This is a genomic window from Blastococcus sp. DSM 46786 (genome assembly GCF_900109665.1).
Lineage (GTDB): Bacteria > Actinomycetota > Actinomycetes > Mycobacteriales > Geodermatophilaceae > Blastococcus > Blastococcus carthaginiensis.
Window position 1 is genome coordinate 275,171 of the sequence record NZ_FOAO01000001.1, and the last position, 22,567, is coordinate 297,737.

At 73.9% G+C, this 22,567-nt stretch carries 19 protein-coding genes; 5 read left to right on the top strand and 14 right to left on the bottom strand.

Going from position 1 to position 22,567, the window contains the following annotated elements:
- Positions 1 to 8 precede the first annotated feature (8 nt).
- Positions 9 to 899 carry a Gfo/Idh/MocA family protein gene (locus BMW62_RS01300; protein ID WP_091929012.1) on the bottom strand — a complete coding sequence of 297 codons (891 nt, stop codon included), beginning with the start codon at positions 897 to 899 and terminating at the stop codon, positions 9 to 11.
- Positions 900 to 901: 2 nt separating this feature from the next.
- On the bottom strand, positions 902 to 1,525 hold the full coding sequence (gene upp / locus BMW62_RS01305) for a uracil phosphoribosyltransferase (RefSeq protein WP_091929166.1): 624 nt from the start codon (positions 1,523 to 1,525) through the stop codon (positions 902 to 904).
- A gap of 366 nt (positions 1,526 to 1,891) precedes the next feature.
- On the opposite strand from upp, the gene deoC reads away from it, so the two are divergent.
- The 5 genes from deoC (at position 1,892) to BMW62_RS01330 (ending at position 8,154) form a co-directional block, all read left to right on the top strand.
- Positions 1,892 to 2,887 carry a deoxyribose-phosphate aldolase gene (deoC, locus tag BMW62_RS01310; protein ID WP_091929013.1) on the top strand — a complete coding sequence of 332 codons (996 nt, stop codon included), beginning with the start codon at positions 1,892 to 1,894 and terminating at the stop codon, positions 2,885 to 2,887.
- A 5-nt stretch (positions 2,888 to 2,892) separates the two neighbouring features.
- Complete coding sequence (locus tag BMW62_RS01315) at positions 2,893 to 4,335, top strand: aldehyde dehydrogenase family protein (RefSeq protein ID WP_211434925.1); 1,443 nt, start codon at positions 2,893 to 2,895, stop codon at positions 4,333 to 4,335.
- The gene (locus BMW62_RS01320; protein ID WP_244523768.1) at positions 4,332 to 5,204 is read left to right on the top strand and encodes an aldehyde dehydrogenase family protein; all 873 of its coding nucleotides are present in this window, start codon (positions 4,332 to 4,334) and stop codon (positions 5,202 to 5,204) included. Before BMW62_RS01315 ends, BMW62_RS01320 begins: the two co-directional genes overlap by 4 nt.
- A 138-nt stretch (positions 5,205 to 5,342) precedes the next feature.
- The gene (gene lpdA / locus BMW62_RS01325; protein WP_091929014.1) at positions 5,343 to 6,749 is read left to right on the top strand and encodes a dihydrolipoyl dehydrogenase; all 1,407 of its coding nucleotides are present in this window, start codon (positions 5,343 to 5,345) and stop codon (positions 6,747 to 6,749) included.
- A gap of 55 nt (positions 6,750 to 6,804) precedes the next feature.
- Positions 6,805 to 8,154: a hypothetical protein gene (locus BMW62_RS01330; protein WP_091929015.1), complete on the top strand. Its 1,350-nt coding sequence runs from the start codon at positions 6,805 to 6,807 to the stop codon at positions 8,152 to 8,154.
- A 109-nt stretch (positions 8,155 to 8,263) separates the two neighbouring features.
- Here the strand turns inward: BMW62_RS01330 and BMW62_RS01335 are convergent, their stop codons facing one another.
- The 12 genes from BMW62_RS01335 to BMW62_RS01390 all read right to left on the bottom strand — a co-directional run bounded on the left by BMW62_RS01335 (position 8,264) and on the right by BMW62_RS01390 (position 22,538).
- Positions 8,264 to 9,721: a DEAD/DEAH box helicase gene (locus BMW62_RS01335; protein ID WP_091929016.1), complete on the bottom strand. Its 1,458-nt coding sequence runs from the start codon at positions 9,719 to 9,721 to the stop codon at positions 8,264 to 8,266.
- A gap of 243 nt (positions 9,722 to 9,964) precedes the next feature.
- The gene (locus BMW62_RS01340) at positions 9,965 to 10,657 is read right to left on the bottom strand and encodes an MgtC/SapB family protein (RefSeq protein WP_211434926.1); all 693 of its coding nucleotides are present in this window, start codon (positions 10,655 to 10,657) and stop codon (positions 9,965 to 9,967) included.
- A gap of 3 nt (positions 10,658 to 10,660) precedes the next feature.
- Entirely contained in the window at positions 10,661 to 11,734 is a 1,074-nt protein-coding gene (locus tag BMW62_RS01345) for an adenosine deaminase (RefSeq protein ID WP_091929017.1), read from the bottom strand.
- 402 nt (positions 11,735 to 12,136) lie between these two features.
- Positions 12,137 to 12,949 (bottom strand): ABC transporter permease, encoded by an 813-nt coding sequence (locus BMW62_RS01350; protein WP_091929018.1) that lies wholly within the window; start codon positions 12,947 to 12,949, stop codon positions 12,137 to 12,139.
- Complete coding sequence (locus BMW62_RS01355; protein ID WP_211434927.1) at positions 12,946 to 13,806, bottom strand: ABC transporter ATP-binding protein; 861 nt, start codon at positions 13,804 to 13,806, stop codon at positions 12,946 to 12,948. The genes BMW62_RS01350 and BMW62_RS01355 overlap by 4 nt, the downstream gene beginning before the upstream one ends.
- Positions 13,807 to 14,022: 216 nt before the next feature.
- Positions 14,023 to 15,303: a thymidine phosphorylase gene (locus tag BMW62_RS01360; protein WP_091929020.1), complete on the bottom strand. Its 1,281-nt coding sequence runs from the start codon at positions 15,301 to 15,303 to the stop codon at positions 14,023 to 14,025.
- Positions 15,303 to 15,716, bottom strand: a complete 414-nt coding sequence (locus BMW62_RS01365) for a cytidine deaminase (RefSeq protein WP_091929021.1) — start codon at positions 15,714 to 15,716, stop codon at positions 15,303 to 15,305. Before BMW62_RS01365 ends, BMW62_RS01360 begins: the two co-directional genes overlap by 1 nt.
- Positions 15,716 to 17,002 (bottom strand): ABC transporter permease, encoded by a 1,287-nt coding sequence (locus BMW62_RS01370; RefSeq protein ID WP_091929022.1) that lies wholly within the window; start codon positions 17,000 to 17,002, stop codon positions 15,716 to 15,718. The genes BMW62_RS01365 and BMW62_RS01370 overlap by 1 nt, the downstream gene beginning before the upstream one ends.
- Positions 17,003 to 17,075: 73 nt before the next feature.
- On the bottom strand, positions 17,076 to 18,296 hold the full coding sequence (locus tag BMW62_RS01375; protein ID WP_091929023.1) for an ABC transporter permease: 1,221 nt from the start codon (positions 18,294 to 18,296) through the stop codon (positions 17,076 to 17,078).
- Positions 18,297 to 18,369: 73 nt separating this feature from the next.
- Entirely contained in the window at positions 18,370 to 19,947 is a 1,578-nt protein-coding gene (locus tag BMW62_RS01380; protein WP_091929024.1) for an ABC transporter ATP-binding protein, read from the bottom strand.
- Positions 19,948 to 20,245: 298 nt separating this feature from the next.
- Complete coding sequence (locus tag BMW62_RS01385) at positions 20,246 to 21,304, bottom strand: BMP family lipoprotein (RefSeq protein ID WP_091929025.1); 1,059 nt, start codon at positions 21,302 to 21,304, stop codon at positions 20,246 to 20,248.
- A gap of 244 nt (positions 21,305 to 21,548) precedes the next feature.
- The gene (locus BMW62_RS01390) at positions 21,549 to 22,538 is read right to left on the bottom strand and encodes a YihY/virulence factor BrkB family protein (protein WP_091929026.1); all 990 of its coding nucleotides are present in this window, start codon (positions 22,536 to 22,538) and stop codon (positions 21,549 to 21,551) included.
- Between the last annotated feature and the right edge of the window lie 29 nt (positions 22,539 to 22,567).

The following is a 22,567-nucleotide window of genomic DNA, read 5'->3' on the forward strand; positions in this document are numbered from 1 at the left end:
GCGACCCGTCAGGCGCCGACGGGCTCGCGGCGGCCGGAGTCCAGCGCGCGGGCGGCCGTCGCGAGGACGGCGACGACGTCCCGGCCGAAGCCCACGTCGCACGGGTGGATGCCACCGGCGACGGCGGCGGCGGTCAGCTCGTCGACGGCGACGGTGAACGCCTCGACCGGGGCCTCGAGGTCGGGCAGCAGGACCAGCCGGCCGGCGTCGCCGTGCACGTAGAACTCGATGCCGGCCGACATGGGCGCCACCGTGTGCGACAGCGTCAGCGTCGAGGCCGTCCCCGACTCGTGGGTGAGCACCAGGTGGACGGTGTCGAGCAGCCCGGCCCCGGCCTGGACGGAGACGACCGGCCCGAGCGCGGGCACCAGCACCGACAGCGCGTGCGGGCCGATGTCCCACAGCGCCCCGTGCTCCTGGCGCCAGGGCGAGGCCGCGAACGGGGTGCCGGCGAGCGAGGAGAGCCAGGAACCCGCTCCCCCGGCGAGGCGGGTGCGCGCGGCCTGGGTCAGCCAGGTGGAGGTCGCCGTCTGGAAGCGGAAGGTGAAGAAGACGACGGAGGCGATCCCGGCCGCGCGCACCGCATCGACCACCCGGTCGGCCGCGGCGACGTCCAGCGCGATCGGCTTCTCCAGGAGCAGGTGCTTGCCCGCCTCGGCCGCACGCACCGCGAGCGGCGCCTGGACGTGCGGCGGCAGCGCGACGGCGACGGCGTCGACGTCGGCCAGCAGCGCGTCGACGTCCGCGTAGCCGGGGACCTCGAACTCCGCTCCCAGCGCCTCCGCCCGCCCGGCGTCGCGGCCCCACACCCCGGCCAGCTCCGCCGCCGGGTGGGCGGCCAGCGCCGTGGCGTGCACGGCCCTGGCCCAGTGGCCGGTGCCGAGGACCCCGAAGCGCACGGTCAGACCGCGCCGAACTGGCGGTCGCCGGCGTCGCCGAGGCCCGGGACGATGTAGGCCTTGTCGTTGAGGCCCTCGTCGACGCTCGCGGTGAAGACCCGCAGCGGCAGGCCGCTCTCCTCGAGACGGCGGAGCCCGTCGGGCGCGGCGAGGGCGCACAGCACGGTGATCGACGTCGTGCCGCGGGCGGTGAGCAGCTCGCAGCAGTGCACGAGCGAGCCGCCGGTGGCGAGCATCGGGTCGAGGACGAAGACGTCGCGGCCGACCAGGGTCTCGGGCAGCGAGGCCATGTAGGCCTCGGGCTGGAAGGTCTCCTCGTTGCGGGCGAGCCCGACGAAGCCCATCTGCGACTCCGGCAGCATCCCGTGCGCGGTGTCCGCCATCCCGAGGCCGGCCCGGAGCACGGGCACGATGAGCGGCGGGGCAGCCAGCCGGTAGCCGGTGGTCGTGGTGACCGGGGTGGTGATCGGCTCCTCGGCGATGGCGAGGTCGCGGGTGGCCTCGTAGACCAGCATCTGCGTCAGCTCGCGGAGCGCGGCGCGGAACATGGCGTTGTCCGTGCGCTCGTCGCGCATCCGGGACAGACGGGCACGGGCCAGCGGGTGGTCGACGACGGTGAGCTGCACGCCGGACACCGTATCGGCACCGGCGGGGCAGGACGGGCTCCCGCCGGGACCGGCCGCCCGGACGCGACGCTCCGGACGGCGCGGATGCACCCCGGCGCGGCCGCGGTGCGCCCCTCCCCCACCCCCGACGGCGGGAAGCGGTGTCCCCACGCGGACATCCCACCGCCCCGGATGTCGGCCGGAGGGATGACGCCCGGCGCGGCCGCGGTGCGCCCCTCCCCCACCCCCGACGGCGGGAGGCGGTGTCCCCCACGCGGACATCCCGCCGCCCCGGATGTCCGCCGGAGGGACGACGCCCGGTCCGCCGCACCCCCACCGCGGGTGAGCGGGGTCGGGCGGGGGCCACCGCCAGTGGAGAATGGCCGCATGACCCACGTGCTCGACCCCGACGCGCTGCCCGGGGCGACCCCCGCGGTGCACGCGCCGTTGCCGCCGTACGACGACGTGACCCGCTCCGACGCGGCGTTCCGCGCCTTCCTGCACGGCCTCCCCGGCGTGGACCAGGTCGGCGCCGAGGCGCGCGCGGCGCAGTTGGGCACCCGGTCGATCAAGACGACCTCGAAGGCGTGGGCGATCGACACCGCCATCTCGATGGTCGACCTGACCACCCTGGAGGGCGCCGACACCCCGGGGAAGGTGCGCAGCCTGGCCGCGAAGGCCAAGCAGCCCGACCCGGGTGACCCGAGCTGCCCGAGGGTCGCGGCCGTCTGCGTCTACGGCGACCTCGCCGGCGTAGCCCGGAAGGCGCTCGAGGGCACCGGCATCCACGTCGCCGCCGTCGCGACCGCCTTCCCCAGCGGCCGGGCCAGCCGTGCGGTGAAGCTCGCCGACGTCCGGGACGCCGTGGAGAACGGCGCCGACGAGATCGACATGGTCATCGACCGCGGCGCGTTCCTCCGCGGCCGCTACCTCGACGTCTACGAGGAGATCGTCGCGGTCAAGGAGGCCTGCGGCGACGCGCACCTCAAGGTCATCCTGGAGACCGGCGAGCTCAAGACGCTGGACAACGTCCGCCGCGCCTCCTGGATCGCCATGCTCGCGGGCGGCGACTTCATCAAGACCTCCACCGGCAAGGTGAACCCGGCGGCGACGCTGCCGGTGGGCCTGGTGATGCTCGAGGCGGTCCGCGACTTCCGCATCGCCACCGGCCGCCAGGTCGGCTTCAAGCCCGCAGGAGGCATCAAGACGACGAAGGACGCCGTCAAGCACCTCGTGATGATCAACGAGACGGCCGGCCCCGACTGGCTGGACCCCGACTGGTTCCGCTTCGGCGCGTCCAGCCTGCTCAACGACCTCCTGCTGCAGCGGCAGAAGCTGCGCACCGGCCACTACTCCGGCCCCGACTACGTCACGGTGGACTGATCCCGATGTCCGTGTTCGAGTACGCCCCCGCCCCCGAGTCACGCTCGATCGTGAACATCGCCCCCTCCTACGGCCTGTTCGTCGACGGCGAGTTCGTCGACGGCACCGGCGAGCCCTTCAAGACGGTCAACCCGGCCACCGAGGAGGTCCTCACCGAGGTCTCCGCCGCGAGCGAGGCCGACGTCGACCGCGCCGTCCGCGCCGCCCGCAGGGCCTTCGAGAAGACCTGGGGCCCGATGCGCCCCGCCGACCGTGGCAAGTACCTCTTCCGCATCGCCCGGCTGCTGCAGGAGCGGGCGCGGGAGTTCGCCGTCCTGGAGTCGCTGGACAACGGCAAGCCGATCCGGGAGTCCCGCGACGTCGACGTCCCCCTGGCGGCGGCGCACTTCTTCTACCACGCGGGCTGGGCGGACAAGCTCGAGCACGCGGGCCTCGGTCCGGCGCCCAAGCCGCTCGGCGTGGCCGGCCAGGTCATCCCGTGGAACTTCCCGCTGCTCATGCTGGCGTGGAAGGTCGCCCCGGCGCTGGCGACCGGCAACACCGTCGTCCTCAAGCCGGCCGAGACCACCCCGCTCACCGCGCTGCTGTTCGCCGAGGTCTGCCGCCAGGCCGACCTCCCGGCCGGCGTGGTCAACATCGTCACCGGCGCCGGGGACACCGGCCGGGCGGTCGTCGAGCACGACGACGTCGACAAGGTCGCGTTCACCGGCTCCACCGAGGTGGGCCGCTCCATCGCCCGCGCGGTCGCGGGTACCCGCAAGAAGCTGACCCTCGAGCTCGGCGGCAAGGCGGCGAACATCGTGTTCGACGACGCCCCGATCGACCAGGCCGTCGAGGGGATCGTCCAGGGCATCTTCTTCAACCAGGGGCACGTCTGCTGCGCCGGCTCGCGCCTGCTCGTGCAGGAGTCGGTCCACGACGAGGTGATCGCCTCCCTGCAGCGCCGGATCGGCACGCTGCGGGTCGGCGACCCGCTGGACAAGAACACCGACATCGGCGCGATCAACTCGGCCGAGCAGCTCGCCCGCATCCGGGAGCTGTCGGACATCGGCGAGGCCGAGGGCGCCCAGCGCTGGCAGCCGGCCTGCGCGCTGCCCGAGCGCGGCTACTGGTTCCCGCCGACGATCTTCACCGACGTCTCCCCCGCCCACCGCATCGCCCGCGACGAGGTGTTCGGTCCGGTCCTCAGCGTGCTCACCTTCCGCACGCCGGACGAGGCGGTCGCCAAGGCGAACAACTCCACCTACGGGCTGTCGGCGGGGATCTGGAGCGAGAAGGGCTCGCGGATCCTCAAGATCGCCGACCAGCTGCGCGCCGGCGTGGTGTGGGCCAACACCTTCAACAAGTTCGACCCGACGTCGCCCTTCGGCGGCTACAAGCAGTCCGGCTACGGCCGCGAGGGCGGCCGGCACGGGCTGGCCGCGTACCTGAAGGGTGCTGACCAGTGATCGGCAACGACCGGCTCGCCGTCCGGAAGACCTACAAGCTCTACGTGGGGGGCGCGTTCCCGCGCTCGGAGAGCGGCCGCACCTACGCGGTCACCGACGCCAAGGGCCACTTCCTCGCCAATGCCTCCCGGGCCTCCCGCAAGGACGCCCGCGACGCCGTGGTGGCCGCGCGCGGCGCCTTCCCGAAGTGGTCGGGCGCCACCGCCTACAACCGCGGCCAGGTGCTCTACCGGGTGGCCGAGGTGATGGAGGGCCGGCACGTCCAGTTCTGCGAGGAGGTCGCCGCCGGCGAGGGGCTGTCGTCGGGCAAGGCCCGGGCCGCCGTCGACGCCGCCATCGACCGCTGGGTCTGGTACGCCGGGTGGACCGACAAGCTCGCCTCCGTCCTCGGCGGGGCCAACCCGGTCGCCGGCCCGTACTTCGACTTCAGCCTGCCCGAGCCGACCGGTGTGGTCGCCGTCCTGGCGCCGCAGCAGTCCAGCCTGCTGGGCCTGGTCAGCGTGCTCGCGCCGGTGCTCGCCACCGGCTGCACCGCCGTCGTCGTCACCTCGCAGGAGCGGCCGCTCCCGGCCGTCACCCTCGGCGAGGTGCTGGCGACCAGCGACGTCCCCGGCGGCGTGGTCAACCTGCTCACCGGCGACGCCGAGGAGCTGGGCCCGTGGCTGGCCGAGCACGCCGACGTCGACGCCATCGACCTCACCGGCGCCCCGGCCGGCCGCGCGATGGAGTTCGAGCGGGAGGCCGCCGGCACCATCAAGCGGGTCGTCCGGCCGCCGGTCACCGAGCCGGACTGGACCGCCGACCCCGGCCTGTCCCGCATGACACCGTTCCTCGAGACCAAAACAGTCTGGCATCCGATGGGCGTGTGAGGCCCCGTCCGGAGGCTCGCCGCGAGCCTGCGAGCGGTGAGAGGGACGGGGTCCTTCTCCTGGCACCCGATGGGCGTCTGATCGGCGGCCGGTGCCCTCCGCGGGGAGCACCGGCCGAGGTCGCACTACCCTCTGCCCGTGCCTCATTTCGACGTCGTCGTCCTCGGTGCCGGCCCTGGTGGGTACGTCGCCGCCATCCGCTCCGCCCAGCTCGGCAAGAGCGTGGCGGTGGTCGAGTCGCAGTACTGGGGCGGGGTCTGCCTGAACGTGGGCTGCATCCCCTCCAAGGCGCTGCTGCGCAACGCCGAGCTGGCCCACCTGGTGCGCGACGAGGCGAAGACCTTCGGCATCTCCGGCGACGTCTCCTTCGACTTCGGCGCCGCCTTCGACCGCAGCCGCACGGTGGCCGACGGCCGGGTCAAGGGCGTGCACTTCCTGATGAAGAAGAACGGGATCACCGAGTTCGACGGCCGGGGCACCTTCACCGACCCGCACACCCTGCAGGTCGCGCTGAACGCCGGTGGCGAGGAGACCGTCACCTTCGAGAACGTGATCATCGCGACCGGCGCGCACACCCGGTTCCTGCCGGGCACGGAGCTCTCCGAGCGGGTCGTCACCTACGAGGAGCAGATCCTCAGCCGCGACCTGCCGCGCAGCATCGTCATCGCCGGCGCCGGCGCGATCGGCGTCGAGTTCGCCTTCGTGCTCCGCAACTACGGCGTCCAGGTCACCCTCGTCGAGTACGCCGACCGGGTGCTGCCGCTGGAGGACGCCGCCGTCTCCAAAGAGCTGGCCAAGGCCTACCGCAAGCTCGGCGTCGAGGTGCTCACCTCCACCAAGGTCGAGCGGATCGACGACACGGGCGACCAGGTGACGGTCACCGTCTCCGACGCCAAGGGCACCCGCGAGCTGCACGCGGACAAGGTCATGCAGGCGATCGGGTTCACCCCCCGCGTCGAGGGCTACGGCCTGGAGAAGCTGGGCGTCGAGCTGACCGACCGCGTCCGCGCGATCGCCATCGACGACCGGATGCGGACCAACGTGCCGCACGTCTACGCCATCGGCGACGTCACCGCCAAGCTCATGCTCGCCCACGTGGCCGAGGCCCAGGGCGTCGTCGCCGCGGAGACCATCGCCGGCGCGGAGACGATGGAGCTGGACTACGTGATGATGCCGCGGGCCACCTTCTGCTCGCCGCAGGTCGCCAGCTTCGGCTACACCGAGGCCCAGGCCCGCGAGCTGGCCGACGAGCGAGGCTGGAAGATCAAGGTCGCCCAGTTCCCGTTCACCGCCAACGGCAAGGCCCAGGGCCTCGCCGAGCCGGGGGGCTTCGTCAAGCTGATCGCCGACGAGACCTACGGCGAGCTGCTCGGCGGGCACCTGGTCGGCCCCGAGGTCACCGAGCTGCTCCCGGAGCTGACGCTCGCGCAGAAGTGGGACCTCACCGCCACCGAGCTCGCCCGCAACGTGCACGCCCACCCCACGCTCAGCGAGGGGCTGCAGGAGGCGATCCACGGCCTCGCGGGCCACATGATCAACCTTTGAGGACCGCGGCACGGCCCGGAGGTGCGTCTCCGGGCCGACAGGGCAGGATGGGCGGGTGGCCAGGCCCAGCATCGTCCCCATCGCACTGACCCTCGACGACCGCACGGGGTACACCCTGTGGGCTCCGCCGTGGGAGGAGGACGGCGAGGAGTGGCAGGCGTTCCTCGGGACCACCGAGGACGACACGGCGACCGTCCACCTCTTCCCGACGCCGGCGAAGCTCGCCGCCTTCTGCCGCACGCGCACCGACCACGACCTCGCCGACCACCCGGTGTGGCCGGTCGTCGCGGGGCTGGCGGCGGCCGACCTGACCCCGGACGAGGACCACCGCTACGACCTCGACGGGGTGTACGACATCGCCGCCGAGAACCCCGACCGGTGGGCGGTGGAGGAGCTCGCCGCGACCGTCGACATCGTCAGCCGGCTGGCCGAGTGCCTGGACACCACCGACGAGGACGACGACGAGGAGCAGTTCGAGGCCGTCGCCGAGTTCGCCGCCAAGCCGGAGATCGGCTCGCTGGGCCTGGGCGTGGAGGCCTTCGCCGGGCGCTCCGGCGAGGACGCCTGGATCGGTGTCGGCAGCGTCTTCGACGAGCTGTGGGAAGACGTGGTCGAGGAGCTCTCCGACCACTTCGACTGGACCGGTGGTGGGACGGCCACGGTCGTGGAGTACCCGTCGGCCTCCGAGGCCGGCGACGACGAGATGGCCGCCGACGACGAGCCGGCCGGGCGGGTCGACGTCGCCGACGCCGAGCCCGCCGGTGCGACCGCCGCGTCGGTGTCCGGCGGCCCGGGCGTCAGCACCATCGCGCGCGGCAGCCGGGTGACCGCCTCCCCTGCCGCGGTCGCCGCCGCCGCGGAGTTCTGGGAGGCCGTCGGCATCCTGCCGGTGGAGATCGTCGTCCCCGAGGGCTCGGGGGTGACCCTCCGCTGCTACGTCGACGACGTCGCCCGCTTCCTCGGCCGCGACGGCGAGGTGTTCCTCTTCGACACCCCCGCCGACCTGGCGCGCTTCTGCGCCGGCAACGAGCGGCACGACCTGGTCGAGATCGCCTCCTGGCCCGAGGTCGCCGACACCGACACGCTGCCGCTGCCCGCCGAGCAGGACCGCTACGACCTCACCGAGGTCTCCGAGGTGCTGGCCGAGGTCGCCGACGGCGCCGCCGGGCTGGTGCCCCACCGCGCCCTCGTGCAGCCGGCCGAGGGCGTGCGCGACCTCGCCGAGTACGCGGGGCTGACCCGGGTCGAGGAGCTGCTCGCCCCGACGGCGCCGCTCGGCCGGGCGCTGACCCGCGCGGAGCGGCAGCCCGATGAGCCGCTGGACGCCGCCGGGGCCGGTCAGCTGCGCGCCGACTGGGACGAGGTCGTGGCGGCGGTCGGCGGCGCGCTGGTCCACCGCGACTGAACCCGCCACCTCCGCCTTGTTGATCAGGTCGCCTGATCAACAAGGGTCCTGGCTCACGATCGACAGTGAGCCAGGACCCCGTGAGCTGAGCCAGGACGGCGCGAGCGCGTCAGCCCTGGCGCGGGGGGCGGGCCGAGCGCTCGCCGCCGAACCGGCGGTCGCTGCCGCCGGGTCGGCCGGACCGCTCACCGCCGGAGCGGTTGCGGTCGCCGTAGGAGCGGCGCGGGCCACCGCGGTGGCCGCCACCGGGCCGGTCGCCCTCGCGACGCGGACGGCCGCCGGGGCCACCGGCGCGACGCGAGTCGCGGACCGGGCGCTCGACCGGCTCGACGTGCACGCCGCTGGCGACGAGCTCGGCGATCTCCTGGTCGCCCGGGGTCACCCGGCGCAGAGCCGGGTCGACCTTGGCCTGGCGGAAGCGCCGCTTGGACTGGCCGACCTGGTCGGGCAGCAGCAGCGACACGACCACACCGGCGGCACCGGCGCGGGCGGTGCGGCCCGACCGGTGCAGGTAGGTCTTCGAGTCCGCCGGCGGGTCGTAGTGCACGACCAGCGAGACGTCGTCGACGTGGATGCCGCGGGCGGCCACGTCGGTGGCCACCAGCACCGGCGACCGGGCGTCGGTGAAGGCCTCCAGCGCCCGCTTGCGGGCCGACTGCGGGAGACCGCCGTGGATGGCCGCCGCCTCGACGCCCGCCTCGAGCAGGTGCTCGGTGAGCCGGTCGGCGCCCAGCTGGGTGCGGACGAAGATCAGCGTCCGGCCCGGCCGGCGGGCCAGCTCCTTGGTCAGCCCGACCTTGTCGCGGAAGGCCAGCGTGTACGCGCGGTGCTCGGCCGGCGGGGCGTCGTCCCCGGGGCGCTTGACCTCGTGCCGCGCCGGGTCCTTGAGGTAGCGGCGCACCAGGGCGTCGACCTCGCCGTCCAGCGTCGCGGAGAACAGCAGGCGCTGGGCGTCGGCCGCGGTCTGGTCGAGCAGCTCCTTGACGACCGGGAGGAAGCCCAGGTCGGCCATGAAGTCGGCCTCGTCGAGGACGGTGATGACGACCTCGGCGAGGGTGGCCTCGCCCTGGCTGATCAGGTCCTGCAGCCGGCCGGGGGTGGCGATGATGACGTCCACGCCGCGGCGGAGCTGCTGGATCTGGCGGTACATGGGCGCGCCACCGTAGACGGTGGCGAGCTGCACGCCGGTCGCCTGGCCGAGGGGGGCCAGGTTGTCGTGCACCTGCTGGGCGAGCTCGCGCGTGGGCACGAGGACCAGCCCGCGCGGGGCGCGGCGGCCGTGCTTCACCTCGGCGCCGAGGCGCGCGAGCAGCGGCAGCCCGAAGGCCAGGGTCTTGCCCGAGCCGGTGGCGGCCTTGCCGAGCACGTCGCGCCCGGCGAGCGCGTCGGGCAGGGCCGAGGTCTGGATGGCGAAGGGACGGCGGATGTCGCGCCGTTCGAGCGCGGTCACCAGCTGCTGGGGCAGCCCTAGCTGGCCGAAGGTGGGGCCGGCCGGCGCCTCGGGCGCCTGGACGGGGGTGGTCTCGGCCTCGTTCGACTCGATCGGGGCAGGGTGGATCAACGTCATGCGGGGTGGGGCTCCGATACTGCTCGGAGCGCGTCCCGTGGAAGAGGAGGAGCCCCGGCGGGAGCCGGCGTCCTACTTGGCGATCAGCTGCGCCCGAGGGGCGCGGGATCTGCACGGATGCGCTCGTTCCCGGACCGACCGTCCGGGAGGATGACCGGCCTTGTGCCGGTGCCTCTACCGTAGCAGCGGAGATCACGGGGCCATTCCCGCGAACGGGCGTGACGGCTCCCACCCGAGGCAGCGTCAGTCGGCGTCCTCGTCCTGCTGCCCGGCCGAGACCGCCAGCACCCCCTCGAGGTCGGCGAGCCGGGCGGCGAGCGCCGTGACCGGGCCCGTCCCCTCCAGCGTCAGCCGCACGGTGGCCTGCGGGACACCGCTGCGCTGCTCGGCCTCGAGGGAGGTCGCCAGGTCCCGCACCGTGAAGTCCTGCTGCGTGCACTCGGCGAGGGCCCGGCGCAGCACGCCCTCCCCGTCCCGGTAGGTCAGCACCAGCGGGTACGCGTGCGCCGCGCGCCCCGAGAGCCGCCGGGCCAGCGGGGTGAAGGCGTAGGCGATCAGCAGGTGGCCGGCGGTGGCGACGGCGGCGTACGCCCACAGCCCGGCCCCCGCGGCCATCCCGACGGCCGCGGTGAGCCAGACGACGGCCGCGGTGGTCAGCCCGCGGACGGCATCCCGCCGCACGAAGATCAGGCCGCCACCGATGAAGCCCAGCCCGGACACCACCTGGGCGGCGATGCGGGAGTCGCCGAACTCCGCACGGCTGATCACCATGAACAGCGCCGCCGCGAACCCCACGATGGTGAGCGTGCGCAGACCGGCCGCCTTGTGCCGCAGCTCGCGCTCGAACCCGATGAGCGCGGAGAGCGCGAAGGCCACCCCGAGGTCGGCCAGCCGGTCCCAGGACTGCCCGGTCGCCTCGGCGAGCAGGACCTCCACGGGTCAGCCCCGCAGCACGGCGTACCCGGGGCGGACGACGTCGTCCAGCAGCCGCCGGCGTCCGTCGTCCGTCAGGAACGCGCCGGCGAGCGCGTGCTCGGTGACCGTCTGCACGTCGTCCCACGTCCAGCCGAAGGTCGTCGCGACGTCGGTGACCTCGCTGGTCACCGACACCCCGCTCATCAGCCGGTTGTCGGTGTTGAGCGTGACGGCGAAGCCGAGCCGGTGCAGGCGGTCCACCGGGTGCTCGGCGAGCGAGGAGTAGGCGCCGGTCTGCACGTTGGACGACGGCGCCACCTCGAGGGTGACCTGGGCGTCGCGGACCCGCTGCGCGACCGGGCCGAGCGTGCCGTCCGCGGCGACCTCGTCGGCGATCCGCACGCCGTGGCCGAGCCGCTCGGCTCCGGCGCCGTCGAGCGCGGCCACGATGCTGGCGATGCCGGCTGCCTCCCCCGCGTGCACGGTCCGGTGCGCCCTCGCGCGGTCCAGCAGGGCGAGCGCGGCGGGGATGCGGTCCGGCGGGAACCCGTCCTCCGGGCCGGCCAGGTCGAAGCCGACGACGCCGGCGTCGCGGTAGCGGACCACGAGGTCGGCGACCTCCTCCCAGCGGTCCTCCTGCCGCATGGCGCACAGCAGCGTGCCGATGCGGATGGGGGTGCCCGAGGCGGCGGCGTCCCGGCTGCCCTGCGCGTAGCCGTCGAGCATCGCCTCGACCGCCGCCTCCATCGGCATCCCGCCGGTGAGCAGCTCGGGGGCCATGCGCACCTCGGCGTACACGACGCCGTCGGCGGCGAGGTCGAGCGCGCACTCCCGGGCCACGCGTGCGACGGCGTCAGGGGTCTGCATCACGGCGACGGTGTGCGCGAACGTCTCCAGGTACTGCACGAGGGAGCCGGAGTCCGCCGCCTCGCGGAACCAGCGCCCGAGCGACGCGGCGTCCGACGCCGGAAGGTCCCGGTAGCCGGCCTCGTCGGCCAGGTCGAGCACCGTCTGCGGCCGCAGCCCGCCGTCCAGGTGGTCGTGCAGCAGGACCTTCGGGGCGCGACGGACGTTCTCGGTGTTCAGCGGTGCGGGCACATGGGAAAGCTACCGACCCACCGATCGGCGTCGTGCCGAGCGGGGTCCGGAGGTCCCCCGAGGAACGACGTGGAGCAGCGCGGGGGCCTGAGCGGCAACACGTGGATGTGGGACATCCGGACCGAGCCGACGCTCGAACCAGCCGTCTGACCTGTGCGCCTCCTCATGAGATCGGGCACGGGACGATGTGCGATGACGCCCACTTTCGAGGCCAGAACTGGAAGTCAGCGCACTCCGTTGGTCGGTGAGGGCAACCGGTCCGCCCACCTGTTGCCGTACTGGGGGGATGGCCCGTTGGCCGCGGTGTCGTGCCGAGTGGGGGCCGGAGGTGGGCCGAAGGCCTCCGCGCAGGCGCGACTCAGCGGCTCACCGCGGCCGGGACGGCACCGACGATGTCATCTGTCATCTCTCCTGCCAGCGGAAGGTGCGGACGCAGAGCAGCAGGCCCAGCACGCACCAGACGCCGAGCACGACCGCCACCGTGCCGAGCTCCCAGGAGCCCGCCGGCTCGCGGGCGGCGAGCGAGTCGGGCAGGAACACCGAGCGCAGGCCCTGGGCCAGCCACTTCACCGGGAAGACCGCGGCGACGTCCTGCAACCACCCGGGCACCTGGTCGAAGGGCATGAAGACGCCGGAGATGAACTCGAGCACGAGCGCGATCGGCGTGATCGTCGCCGAGGCCGACCGGGAGTTGCGGGCCAGGGAGGAGACCGCGATGCCGAGCAGAGTGCAGGCCGCCGCCCCCAGCACGGTCACCCAGGCGAAGGTCAGCCAGTCCGCACCCGTGGGCAGGTCGATGCCGAACACGAGCACGCCGACGACCAGCAGGAGCACGATCGTCGCGATCGTCACCGCGACGACCTGGGCGACCTTGCCGACGAAGTAGGCGGTCTTGGGCATCGGGCTGCCGGCCAGCGCCTTGAGCGTGCCGTCGGAGCGCTCACCGGCGATGTGGATCGCCATGTTCTGCAGGCTCGCGCCCACGATGCCGGCAGCGATGACCCCCGCCATGAAGTACTGCGGGAAGTCCACGCCGGAGCCCAGGTCGTAGTCCAGGACCGCGCCCAGCCCGAGCAGCAGGATGACCGGGAAGACGAGGGTGAAGACGACCGACTCGCGCTGGCGGAAGAACTCCTTGAGCTCCACCCCCGCCCGCGTGCGGGAGACCCGGGTGACCGAGGGCAGGGCGGCCCGCTCCGGTGCGGTGGTGCTCACGAGCGGTCCCCGATCATCTTGAGGTAGACGTCCTCGAGGGTGGGCCGGCTGACCGCGAGGTCGGGCACCTCGCCGGGGAAGCGGGCGGCGAGCTCGGCGACGAACGCGGTGGGCGTGGCGGTCTCGGCGGTGCGGCGGGCGCCGTCCTCGGTCCAGCTGACGACGGCGGGCGCGGTGCCGCGGCCGCCGATCGCGGTCGGGACGGCGACCTCGGCGAGCTGGCCGTGGGCGAGGACGCCGACCCGGTCGGCCAGCTCCTCGGCCTCGTCGAGATAGTGGGTCGTGAGCAGCATGGTGGTGCCCAGCTCGCGCAGCGACCGGATCAGCGACCAGAACTGGCGGCGCGCCTCCGGGTCGAAGCCGGTGGTCGGCTCGTCGAGGAACAGAAGCCGGGGCCGCCCGACGATGCCCAGCGCCACGTCCAGCCGGCGCCGCTGCCCGCCCGAGAGCGTGCGACCGCGGGCCCCGGCCTTCTCGGTCAAGCCCACCAGCTCCAGCACCTCGTCGGGGTCGCGGGGGTCGGCGTAGTAGGAGGCCTGCGCGGACAGCAGCTCGCGCACCGAGAGCTGGCTGTCCCCGGCGCCGGACTGCAGCACGATGCCGAGCTCCGCCTTCCAGCGGCGACCGCCCCGCGCCGGGTCGACCCCGAGCACGCGCACCTCGCCGGCGTCCCGGTCGCGGTAGCCCTCGCAGATCTCGACCGTCGTCGTCTTCCCGGCCCCGTTGGGCCCCAGGAGCGCGAAGATCTCCCCGCGGCGGATGTCGAGGTCCAGCCCGTCGACGGCCGCCCGGTCCCCGTAGCGCTTGACCAGCCCGCGGATGGAGATGGCCGCCTCGGGGTCCACCGGCTCCCTCACGGGTCCCGCCGCCGCCCCGCCCCGGGTCCCGGCCTGGGCCTGCGGCGGGTGGGGAGGACGGGGTCCTTCCTGGGTGGGGAGGAGGGAGTCCTTCTGCACGAGGGAACAGTCTCCCCCTTCGGCTGCGACCGCCCGCGCCCCTCCCCCCGCGATCACGGCGCCGGGACCGCGGATCCGGGTCCGGGGGTGGTCACGGCGCCATGATCGCGACGGGGTTCAGGCGGTGATGCGGTCGAGCACCAGCGGCAGCGGCTGCTCGCCCGTGTCCACCCCGATGGCGCCCTCGAGCGCCTCGAGCGCCCGCGGGATCCGGTCGGCGTCGTCGGTCTGCAGCTCCAGCAGCGGCTGGCCCGCGGTCACCCGCTCCCCCACGCCGGCGGTCCAGGTGATCCCCGCGGCAGCCTGCACCGGGTCCTCCTTGCGCGCCCGGCCGGCGCCCAGCCGCCAGGCGGCGACGCCCAGGGCGTAGGCGTCCAGGCGGGTCAGGGTGCCGGTGGCCGAGGCGGTCACCACGTGCCGCTCCGCGGGCTGCGGCAGCGGGGCGTCGGGGTCGCCGCCCTGGGCGCCGATCATGCGCCGCCACACGTCCATGGCCCGGCCCTCGCGCAGCGCATCGGCGGGGTCGACGTCGTCCCGGCCGGCCCCGGCGAGCATCTCCCGGGCCAGGGCGAGGGTCAGCTCGACGACGTCGGCGGGCCCGCCGCCGGCGAGCACCTCCACCGACTCCGCGACCTCGACGGCATTGCCCGCGGCGCGGCCCAGCGGCCGGTCCATCGCGGTCACCAGCGCCACCGTGCGCACCCCGGCGGCCTCCCCGAGCCCGACCATCGTGCGGGCCAGCGTCCGGGCGTCGTCGGGGTTCTTCATGAAGGCGCCCGAGCCGGTCTTGACGTCGAGCACCAGCGCGTCGGCGCCCTCGGCGATCTTCTTGCTCATGATCGAGCTGGCGATGAGCGGGATCGACTCGACGGTGCCCGTGACATCGCGGAGCGCGTAGAGCAGCTTGTCGGCCGGGGCGAGGTCGTGGCCGGCCGCGCAGATGACCGCGCCGACGTCGCGGAGCTGCGCGAGGTAGGCCTCCTCGTGCACGTCCGCCCGCCAGCCGGGGACCGCCTCCAGCTTGTCCAGCGTGCCCCCGGTGTGGCCGAGGCCCCGGCCGGAGAGCTGCGGGACGGCGACGCCGCAGGCGGCGACGAGCGGCGCCAGCGGCAGCGTGATCTTGTCGCCGACCCCGCCGGTGGAGTGCTTGTCGGCGGTGGGCCGGCCGAGCGCGGACAGGTCCTTCCGCTCGCCGGAGTCGATCATCGCCTGCGTCCAGGCGGCGAGCTCGTCGGCGCTCATCCCGCGGAAGAACACCGCCATGAGCAGCGCGCTCATCTGCTCGTCCGGGACCTGCCCGGCGGTGTAGGCGCCGATCACCCAGCGGATCTGCTCGGCGGTCAGCGGGACGCCGTCCCGCTTGGCGCGGATGACGTCGATCGCGTCGTGGCCGGCCATCAGCCCTGCCCCCGCTCCGTCGCCGCGACCAGGTCGTCGGGGCCGAACGCGTCGGGCAGCACCTCCCGCATCGGCACGATGCCGAGCGACACCGTCTCGATGAGCATGTCGGCGCCGCCGTGCTCCCACAGCAGCTGGCGGCAGCGGCCGCAGGGCATGAGCGGCTGCCCGTCCCCGCCCACGCACGCCACGGCGACCAGCCGGCCGCCCCCGGTGCGGGCCAGGTCGCTCACCATGCCGCACTCGGCGCACAACCCCAGGCCGTACGAGGCGTTCTCCACGTTGCACCCGGTGACCACGCGGCCGTCGTCCACCAGGCCGGCGACGCCGACGGGGAACGCCGAGTAGGGCGCGTAGGCGTGGGTCATGGCCTCGCGGGCCGCGGCCCGCAGGGCGTCCCAGTCCGGCTCCATCAGTGTTCCCCTCGTCGGTAGACCAGTCCGTCGGCCTTGGGCATCCGCAACCGTTGGGAGGCCAGCGAGAGGACCAGCAGCGTGGTCAGGTGCGGGGTGAAGAAGACGATGCCGTCGGGCAGCTCGTCGACGGTGAGGAACCCGGCGAGGGCGAGCGCCGCGACCACGACGGCGAGCACCGCCGGCACCCAGCGGCGCCGCACGGCCTGGTAGACCGCGACGCCGACCAGCAGGAGCGCGACCAGCAGCAGCAGCGCGACCACCGCCGTCCGGCTGCGCAGCTGCAGGGCGTCGGAGAAGCCGAACAGCCCGGCGCCGGCGGCCAGCCCGCCCGGGCGCCAGTTGCCGAAGATGAGCGCGGCGAGGCCGATGAAGCCGCGGCCGCCGGTCTGCCCCTCGCGGTAGATGCCCGCGACGAAGACCAGGAAGACACCGCCGAGCCCGGCCAGCGCGCCGGAGATGATCACCGCGATGTACTTCATCCGGTACACCGGCACGCCCAGCGAGTCGGCGGCCGCCGGGTTCTCGCCGCAGGAGCGCAGCCGCAGCCCGAACGCCGTCCGCCAGAGGACGACGTAGGAGATCGGGATCAGCAGGATCGCCAGCAGCGTGACCACGCCCAGCCCGCTGGTCAGCCCGCGCAGCACGCCGGCGAGGTCGCTGAGCAGGAACCAGCCGGAGTTCTCCAGGTCGCCGAGCAGGTCGGGCCCGGAGGAGAGCACCGGGACGGAGAAGCTCGGCGGGTCGCCGCCCACCGACGGCGACTGCGTCGGCCCGCCACCGGTTCCCTCGGTGTAGACCAGCTCGGACAGGAAGCGGACGACGCCGGCGGCGAGGATGTTGATCGCCACGCCGGAGATGACGTGGTCGACGCCGAAGGTCACCGTCGCGATCGCGTGCAGCAGGCCGCCGATGGCCCCGAGCACGGTGCCGCCGATGATCGCGCCGACCCAGCCCCACTGCCAGCCGGCCCAGCCGGCGCCCCAGGTGCCGAGGATGAGCATCCCCTCGAGGCCGATGTTGACCACGCCGGCGCGCTCGGCGTAGAGCCCGCCCAGCGCGGCGAGGCCGATCGGCACCGCCAGCAGCAGCGCCGCCCGCATCGTCGACGACGACGTCAGCGCCTCCTCGCCGGAGATCGCCCGGGTGACGGAGAAGACGAACAGCAGGCCGAGGACCAGCCACACGATCCGGGTGCCCCGGCCCCCGCCGGTGAGCCGGTCGGTGAGCGGGCCGCGGCTGGGCCGGGTCGCGGTGCTGCCGCCGGCCGGGGTCGCGGTGGTCATGCGCCCACCTCGCTGACGCTCGGTGACCGCATGCCCACGGGTGGCTCTGCCTTTCTCGAGCTCGCAAGCTCGCTCATGCGCGCGCCTCCTCGGAAGAGCCGGTAACGCCGGTGCGGACCCGGTGCCCGCCGTCGGGACCGGTACCGGGGCCGGGGCCGCCCGGGTCCGCGCTGCCACCGGGGTCCGGGGGCGCGCCGGTCGCCTCGGCGCCGGAGCGCTCGGCCGAGCGCAGCGCCAGCCGGCGCGCGATCTCGTTGGCGATCACGACGGCGAGCACGATCGTGCCCTGGATGATCGTGACCACCGAGGCCGGGATGTCCGCGAACTGCAGCGGCAGGGCGGCGCGGTCGAGGAACGCGAACAGCAGCGCCGCCAGCGCGATCCCCAGGACGTTGTTGCGGCCGAGCAGCGCCACGGCGATGCCGAGGAAGCCCAACCCGGCGGTGAACTCGGTGCCGAAGGCGCGCGCGTCGCCGAGCAGGTCGGGCAGCCCGATCAGGCCCGCGACCGCGCCGGAGAGCAGCATCGTGGTGACCACCATGCGGCGGGCGTCGACACCGCTGGCGGTGGCCGCCGAGGCCGAGATGCCGGTGGCCCGCAGGTCGAAGCCGAAGCGGGTGCGCTGGATGAGCACCGCGATCGCGATGCCCACGACGACGGCGACGATCAGGAAGCCGAACAGCTCCGTGCGCGGCTCGGCCAGCCCGAAGGCGCCCAGCACGCCGTTGAGCCCCGGGAGCCAGGCCGACTCCGGCAGCGGCGTCGTGGTGATGATCGAGGCGCCCTCCGGGCTGCCCCGGAACGGGCCGGTGAGCAGGTAGGACGCCAGCCCGAGCGCGATGAAGTTCAGCATGATCGAGCTGATGACCTCGCTCACGCCGCGGGTCACCTTGAGCACGCCCACGATGCCGGCCCACAGGGCGCCGACCGCCATCGCGACGACGATGACGAGCAGGACGTGCAGCGGGCCGGGCAGCGCCACGGCCGCACCGACCGCGGCGGCGACGACGGTGGCGATCCTGTACTGGCCCTCCACGCCGATGTTGAACAGCCCCATGCGGAAGGCGACCGACACCGCGAGCCCCGCCAGGAAGAGCGGGACGGCGCGGTTGAGGATCACCACGATCGACTGCACCTGCTGGGAGGGCGCGTCACCGAGGTCGGTCATGACCTGCAGCGCCCGCAGCGGGTTCTCGCCGATGAGCGCGATGACCACGGCCGAGATCACCAGCGCGACGAGGACGGCGAGCGCCGGACCCAGCAGGGCCAGGCCCGTGCTGCGGAGACGGTTCATGAGGTCTCCTCGCTAGCGCTCGTCGCCACCATGAACCGCCACCGGGCTCTGCTCCTGGAGCTCGCACGCTCGCTCATGCCGCACCTGCCGCGGTCCGGGCGCCGGTCATGTAGCCGCCGAGCTCCTCGGGGGTCACCTGGCGCGGGTCCACGGTGGCCACCAGGCGGCCGCGGAACATGACGTGCAGCGTGTCGGAGAGCCCGATCAGCTCGTCGAGGTCGGCCGAGACCAGCACGATGCCCATCCCTTCGCCGCGGGCGTCCTTCAGCAGTTCCCAGATGACCGACTGCGCGCCGACGTCGACCCCGCGGGTGGGGTGGGCGGCGATCAGCAGCCGGGGGGTGGCGCTCATCTCGCGGCCGACGATCAGCTTCTGCTGGTTGCCGCCGGAGAGCGCCACCGCCAGCGTGTCGGGGCCGGGGGCCCGGACGTCGTACTCGCGCATGATCCGCTCGGTGTCGGCGCGGGCGCCCTTGCGGTCGATGAACGGGCCCTTCGCGGCCGGCGGCCGGGTCTGGTGGCCGAGGATGCGGTTCTCCCAGAGAGGGGCGCCCAGCAGCATCCCCTGCCGGTGGCGGTCCTCGGGGATGAAGCCGACCCCGGCCTCGCGGCGGGCGCGGGTGGCCCACCCGCTGATGTCCTCGTCGCCCAGCCACACGGTGCCGGCGGCCAGCGAGCGCAGGCCCATGACTGCGTCGACGAGCTCGGCCTGCCCGTTGCCCTCGACCCCGGCGATGCCCACGACCTCGCCCTCGCGGACGGTGAGGTCGACGGTATCGATCAGCGGCCGCCCCGCGTCCGAGGCGACGGTGACACCCGCGAGGCGGAGCACCGGGGTCTCGCGCACGGTGGAGCTGCGCAGCTCCGGCGTCGGCAATTCGGCGCCGACCATCATCTCGGCGAGCTGCTTGGCCGTGGTCGTGCGGGGGTCGGCCTCGCCGACGGTGGTGCCCCGGCGGATCACGGTGATCGCGTCGGCGACCTTCCGGACCTCGTCGAGCTTGTGCGAGATGAAGATGACGGTGAGGCCCTCGCGCTTGAGCTCGGCGAGGTTGCCGAAGAGCTCGTCGACCTCCTGCGGCACCAGCACGGCGGTCGGCTCGTCGAGGATGAGGATCCGGGCGTTCCGGTACAGCACCTTGGCGATCTCGACCCGCTGCCGGTCGCCGACGCCGAGGTCCTCGACCAGGTCGTCCGGGCGCAGCCCGAGGCCGTAGCGCTCGGAGATCTCCTCGATCCGGCGGCGGGCGCTGTCGCGGTCCAGGCGCCCGCCCTTCCTGGGCTCGCTGCCCAGCACCACGTTCTCGAGCACCGTGAAGTTGTCGGCCAGCATGAAGTGCTGGTGCACCATGCCGATGCCCGCCGCGATCGCGTCGGCCGGGCTGCGGAACTGCACGGGGCGGCCGTCGACGAGGATCGTGCCCTCGTCCGGCCGGTGCTCGCCGTACAGGGTCTTCATCAGCGTGGACTTGCCCGCGCCGTTCTCACCGACGATCGCGTGCACCTGGCCGCGCCGGACCGCCAGCTCGATGTCCTTGTTCGCGACGACGCCGGGGAAGCGCTTGGTGATGCCGTGCAGCTCGACCGCGTACGGCGACCGCGCCGCCCCGCCGTCGGGCTGCTCGGCACCGGCTGCTGGAGCCTGGGCCATGGGTGGGCCTCTCTCTCACGGTGCGCCGCGCGGGCGGCACTGGTCTCGATCCGGCACACCGGGGACGACGCCGGTCCGGTCGTCGCCCCCCGGGGATGCCGGTGGCCGGGCGGGCGACCGGGGTACGGCCACCCGCCCTGCGCATGATGTCGCACCCCCGCGGCGACGGGGAGCGCGCCCCCCGCTCCGGGTAAGACCCCCGATCACCACGACGGCGGGCCCGGGCAGCACGCCCGGACCCGCCGTCGGAGGGTCGCTCCGGTGCGCCGGCCGGAGGTCCCGGCCGGCGCACCACGCCTCACGGGGTCGTCGGGACCGTGATCTCGCCCGAGATGATCTGCTGGCGGTAGTCCTCGATCTGCTGCTGGATGTCGTCGATCTGCCCACCCGAGGTGGCCAGGCCGACGCCGTCGCTCTCCAGGTCGTTGAGGATGTCGATGCCGCCCTGGACGTTGCCCTCGGCGTAGTCGTTGATGAACGCCTCGACCGCGTTGTCGACCCGCTTGAGCATCGAGGTCATGATGACCGCCTGCAGCGCCGGGTCGTCGACGGTCTGGTACTGGTCGGAGTCGACACCGATCGCCCGGTTGCCGGTCTCGGCGGCCGCCTGGAAGACGCCGCTGCCCGAGCCGCCCGCCGCGTGGAAGACGATGTCCGCGCCGGCGTCGTACATGCTGCGGGCCAGGATCTGGCCGCGGGCCGGGTCGCCGAAGCCGGAGAAGTCACCGGCCGGGGAGATGTACTCGACGTCGACCTGGATGTCCGGGTCGACCGCCTGGGCACCGGCCACGAAGCCGGCCTCGAACTTCTGGATCAGCGGCATCTCGACGCCACCGACGAAGCCGACGTGGTTGGTCTCGCTCTTCAGCGCGGCGGCCACGCCGGCGAGGAAGGAGCCCTGCTCCTCGGCGAACAGCAGGCCGGTCGCGTTCTCGAGGCCGCTGTCGGCCACGGACGAGTCGACGACGGCGAAGGTCGTGTCGGGGAACTCCTCGGCGACCTCGGCGATCGTCTCGGCGTAGGCGAAGCCGACGCCGATGACCGGGTCGTAGCCGGCCTCCGCCAGGTTGGCCAGGCCCTCGACGCGGTCGGAGCCGTCGTCGTTCGGGCTGAACTCCTGGACCTCGCCGCCCAGCTCCGCGATGGCCGCCTCGACGCCGGCGTAGGCCGAGTCGTTGAAGGACTGGTCGCCGCGGCCGCCGACGTCGTACGCGAGGCCGACCTGGAGGCCGTCCGAACCGCTGCCGCCGCCGCTGTCGCCGCCGGCCGTGGGCTCCTCGTCACTGGCACAGGCCGCCAGGGCCAGGCTGCCGGCCAGCAGCAGCGCCGCGGCCTTCGTCATCCGCGCTCGGCGCAAGACGATCTCCTTTGCTGTGGGGAGGTCCCCGCCTCGTGGCGGGGCTCCCGGTGGTGGGTTGCGCGTGCACCCGAACCACCCCGGAGAGCGGCTCACAAGGGAGCACGACCCCGGACGCTAACCGCGCGGACCGAGCCCCCCACAACCTCTCGCACGTACTGAGACCCGATCGTTGCGAACCCTCCTCCGATCGGGTCGCGCCGCCCTGGTTGCCGTGTCCCACCTCACGACACGGCAACCGGGGTCAGCGCGCCGGTGCGCCGGCCGCGGGCTCCTCCTCCGCCGGCCGGGCGACGGACTCCACGGCCGGCAGGGTGGCGGTCCAGGCGGCGGTGAAGAAGGCGAACCGGAAGACGACGTTGATCCAGACCAGGATGCCGACGGCGCCGCCGAACGCCGAGGCGGTCACGCTGCCGGAGATGAGCGCGAGGTAGAGGTTCCCGATCAGCTTCAGCGCCTCGAAGCCGACCGCGCCGAACAGCGCCCCCGGCAGCAGCCGGCGCACCGGGTGCGGCGTGGCGGGGACCACCTTCAGCAGCCACAGGAAGACGACGACGTCGCCGAGGAAGGCCAGCGCCAGGGTCACCACGGTGGTGAGCACCGCGAGACCGGCCACGTCCTCGAGCCGGAGCACGCCGAGCAACCAGGACGTCGCCGTCGTCGCGACGCCGGTCAGCCCGAGGCTCGCCAGGCCGACCGCCCCGAGCAGCACCAGGGCCAGCAGGTCCTGGACGTTGTCCCGCAGGAACTCCGGCTCCTCGGCGTTGCCCTTCCAGGTGCGCTCCATGCCGATGCGCAACTTGTCCATCGCACGCAGGCCGGCGTAGACGAAACCGACCAGCCCGATCGCGCCGACCACCTCCGCGGAGCCGACCGCGCCGCGCAGGTCGGCGACGATGTCCTGCCCGGTGCTGCCCGGGAAGGCCGCCCGGATCGCCTCGTAGAGCTCGCGCTGGAGCAGTTCGTCCCCGGCCAGCACCAGGCCGATGACCGAGGCCACCAGGAGCAGGACGGGGAACAGCCCCAGGAAGGCGAAGTAGGTGACCCCCGCGGCCATGAGATCGCCCTGCAGCCGCTGGTAACGGCCGCCGGCCCGGGCCAGGTGGTCGAACCAGGGGGAACGCCGCCGGGCGGTGCCGATCGTGCTCTCGACGCGGTCCCACGCCCGCGCCGGCCACCCCTTCCGGGCGGGGGCCTCCGCGTCGGGGGCCTCGCGGGTGGGGGTGGAGCTCACCGCCCGAGTCTGGGGCCTGCCCGGCCCCC

Bases quoted from the DNA above. Each gene is read 5' to 3' on its own strand.
- deoC (WP_091929013.1), top strand. From the start codon at position 1,892: ATGACCCACGTGCTCGACCCCGACGCGCTGCCCGGGGCGACCCCCGCG.
- BMW62_RS01315 (WP_211434925.1), top strand. From the start codon at position 2,893: ATGTCCGTGTTCGAGTACGCCCCCGCCCCCGAGTCACGCTCGATCGTG.
- BMW62_RS01335 (WP_091929016.1), bottom strand. From the start codon at position 9,721: ATGACGTTGATCCACCCTGCCCCGATCGAGTCGAACGAGGCCGAGACC.
- BMW62_RS01360 (WP_091929020.1), bottom strand. From the start codon at position 15,303: ATGGCCGGCCACGACGCGATCGACGTCATCCGCGCCAAGCGGGACGGC.
- BMW62_RS01365 (WP_091929021.1), bottom strand. From the start codon at position 15,716: ATGGAGCCGGACTGGGACGCCCTGCGGGCCGCGGCCCGCGAGGCCATG.
- BMW62_RS01370 (WP_091929022.1), bottom strand. From the start codon at position 17,002: ATGACCACCGCGACCCCGGCCGGCGGCAGCACCGCGACCCGGCCCAGC.
- BMW62_RS01375 (WP_091929023.1), bottom strand. From the start codon at position 18,296: ATGAACCGTCTCCGCAGCACGGGCCTGGCCCTGCTGGGTCCGGCGCTC.
- BMW62_RS01380 (WP_091929024.1), bottom strand. From the start codon at position 19,947: ATGGCCCAGGCTCCAGCAGCCGGTGCCGAGCAGCCCGACGGCGGGGCG.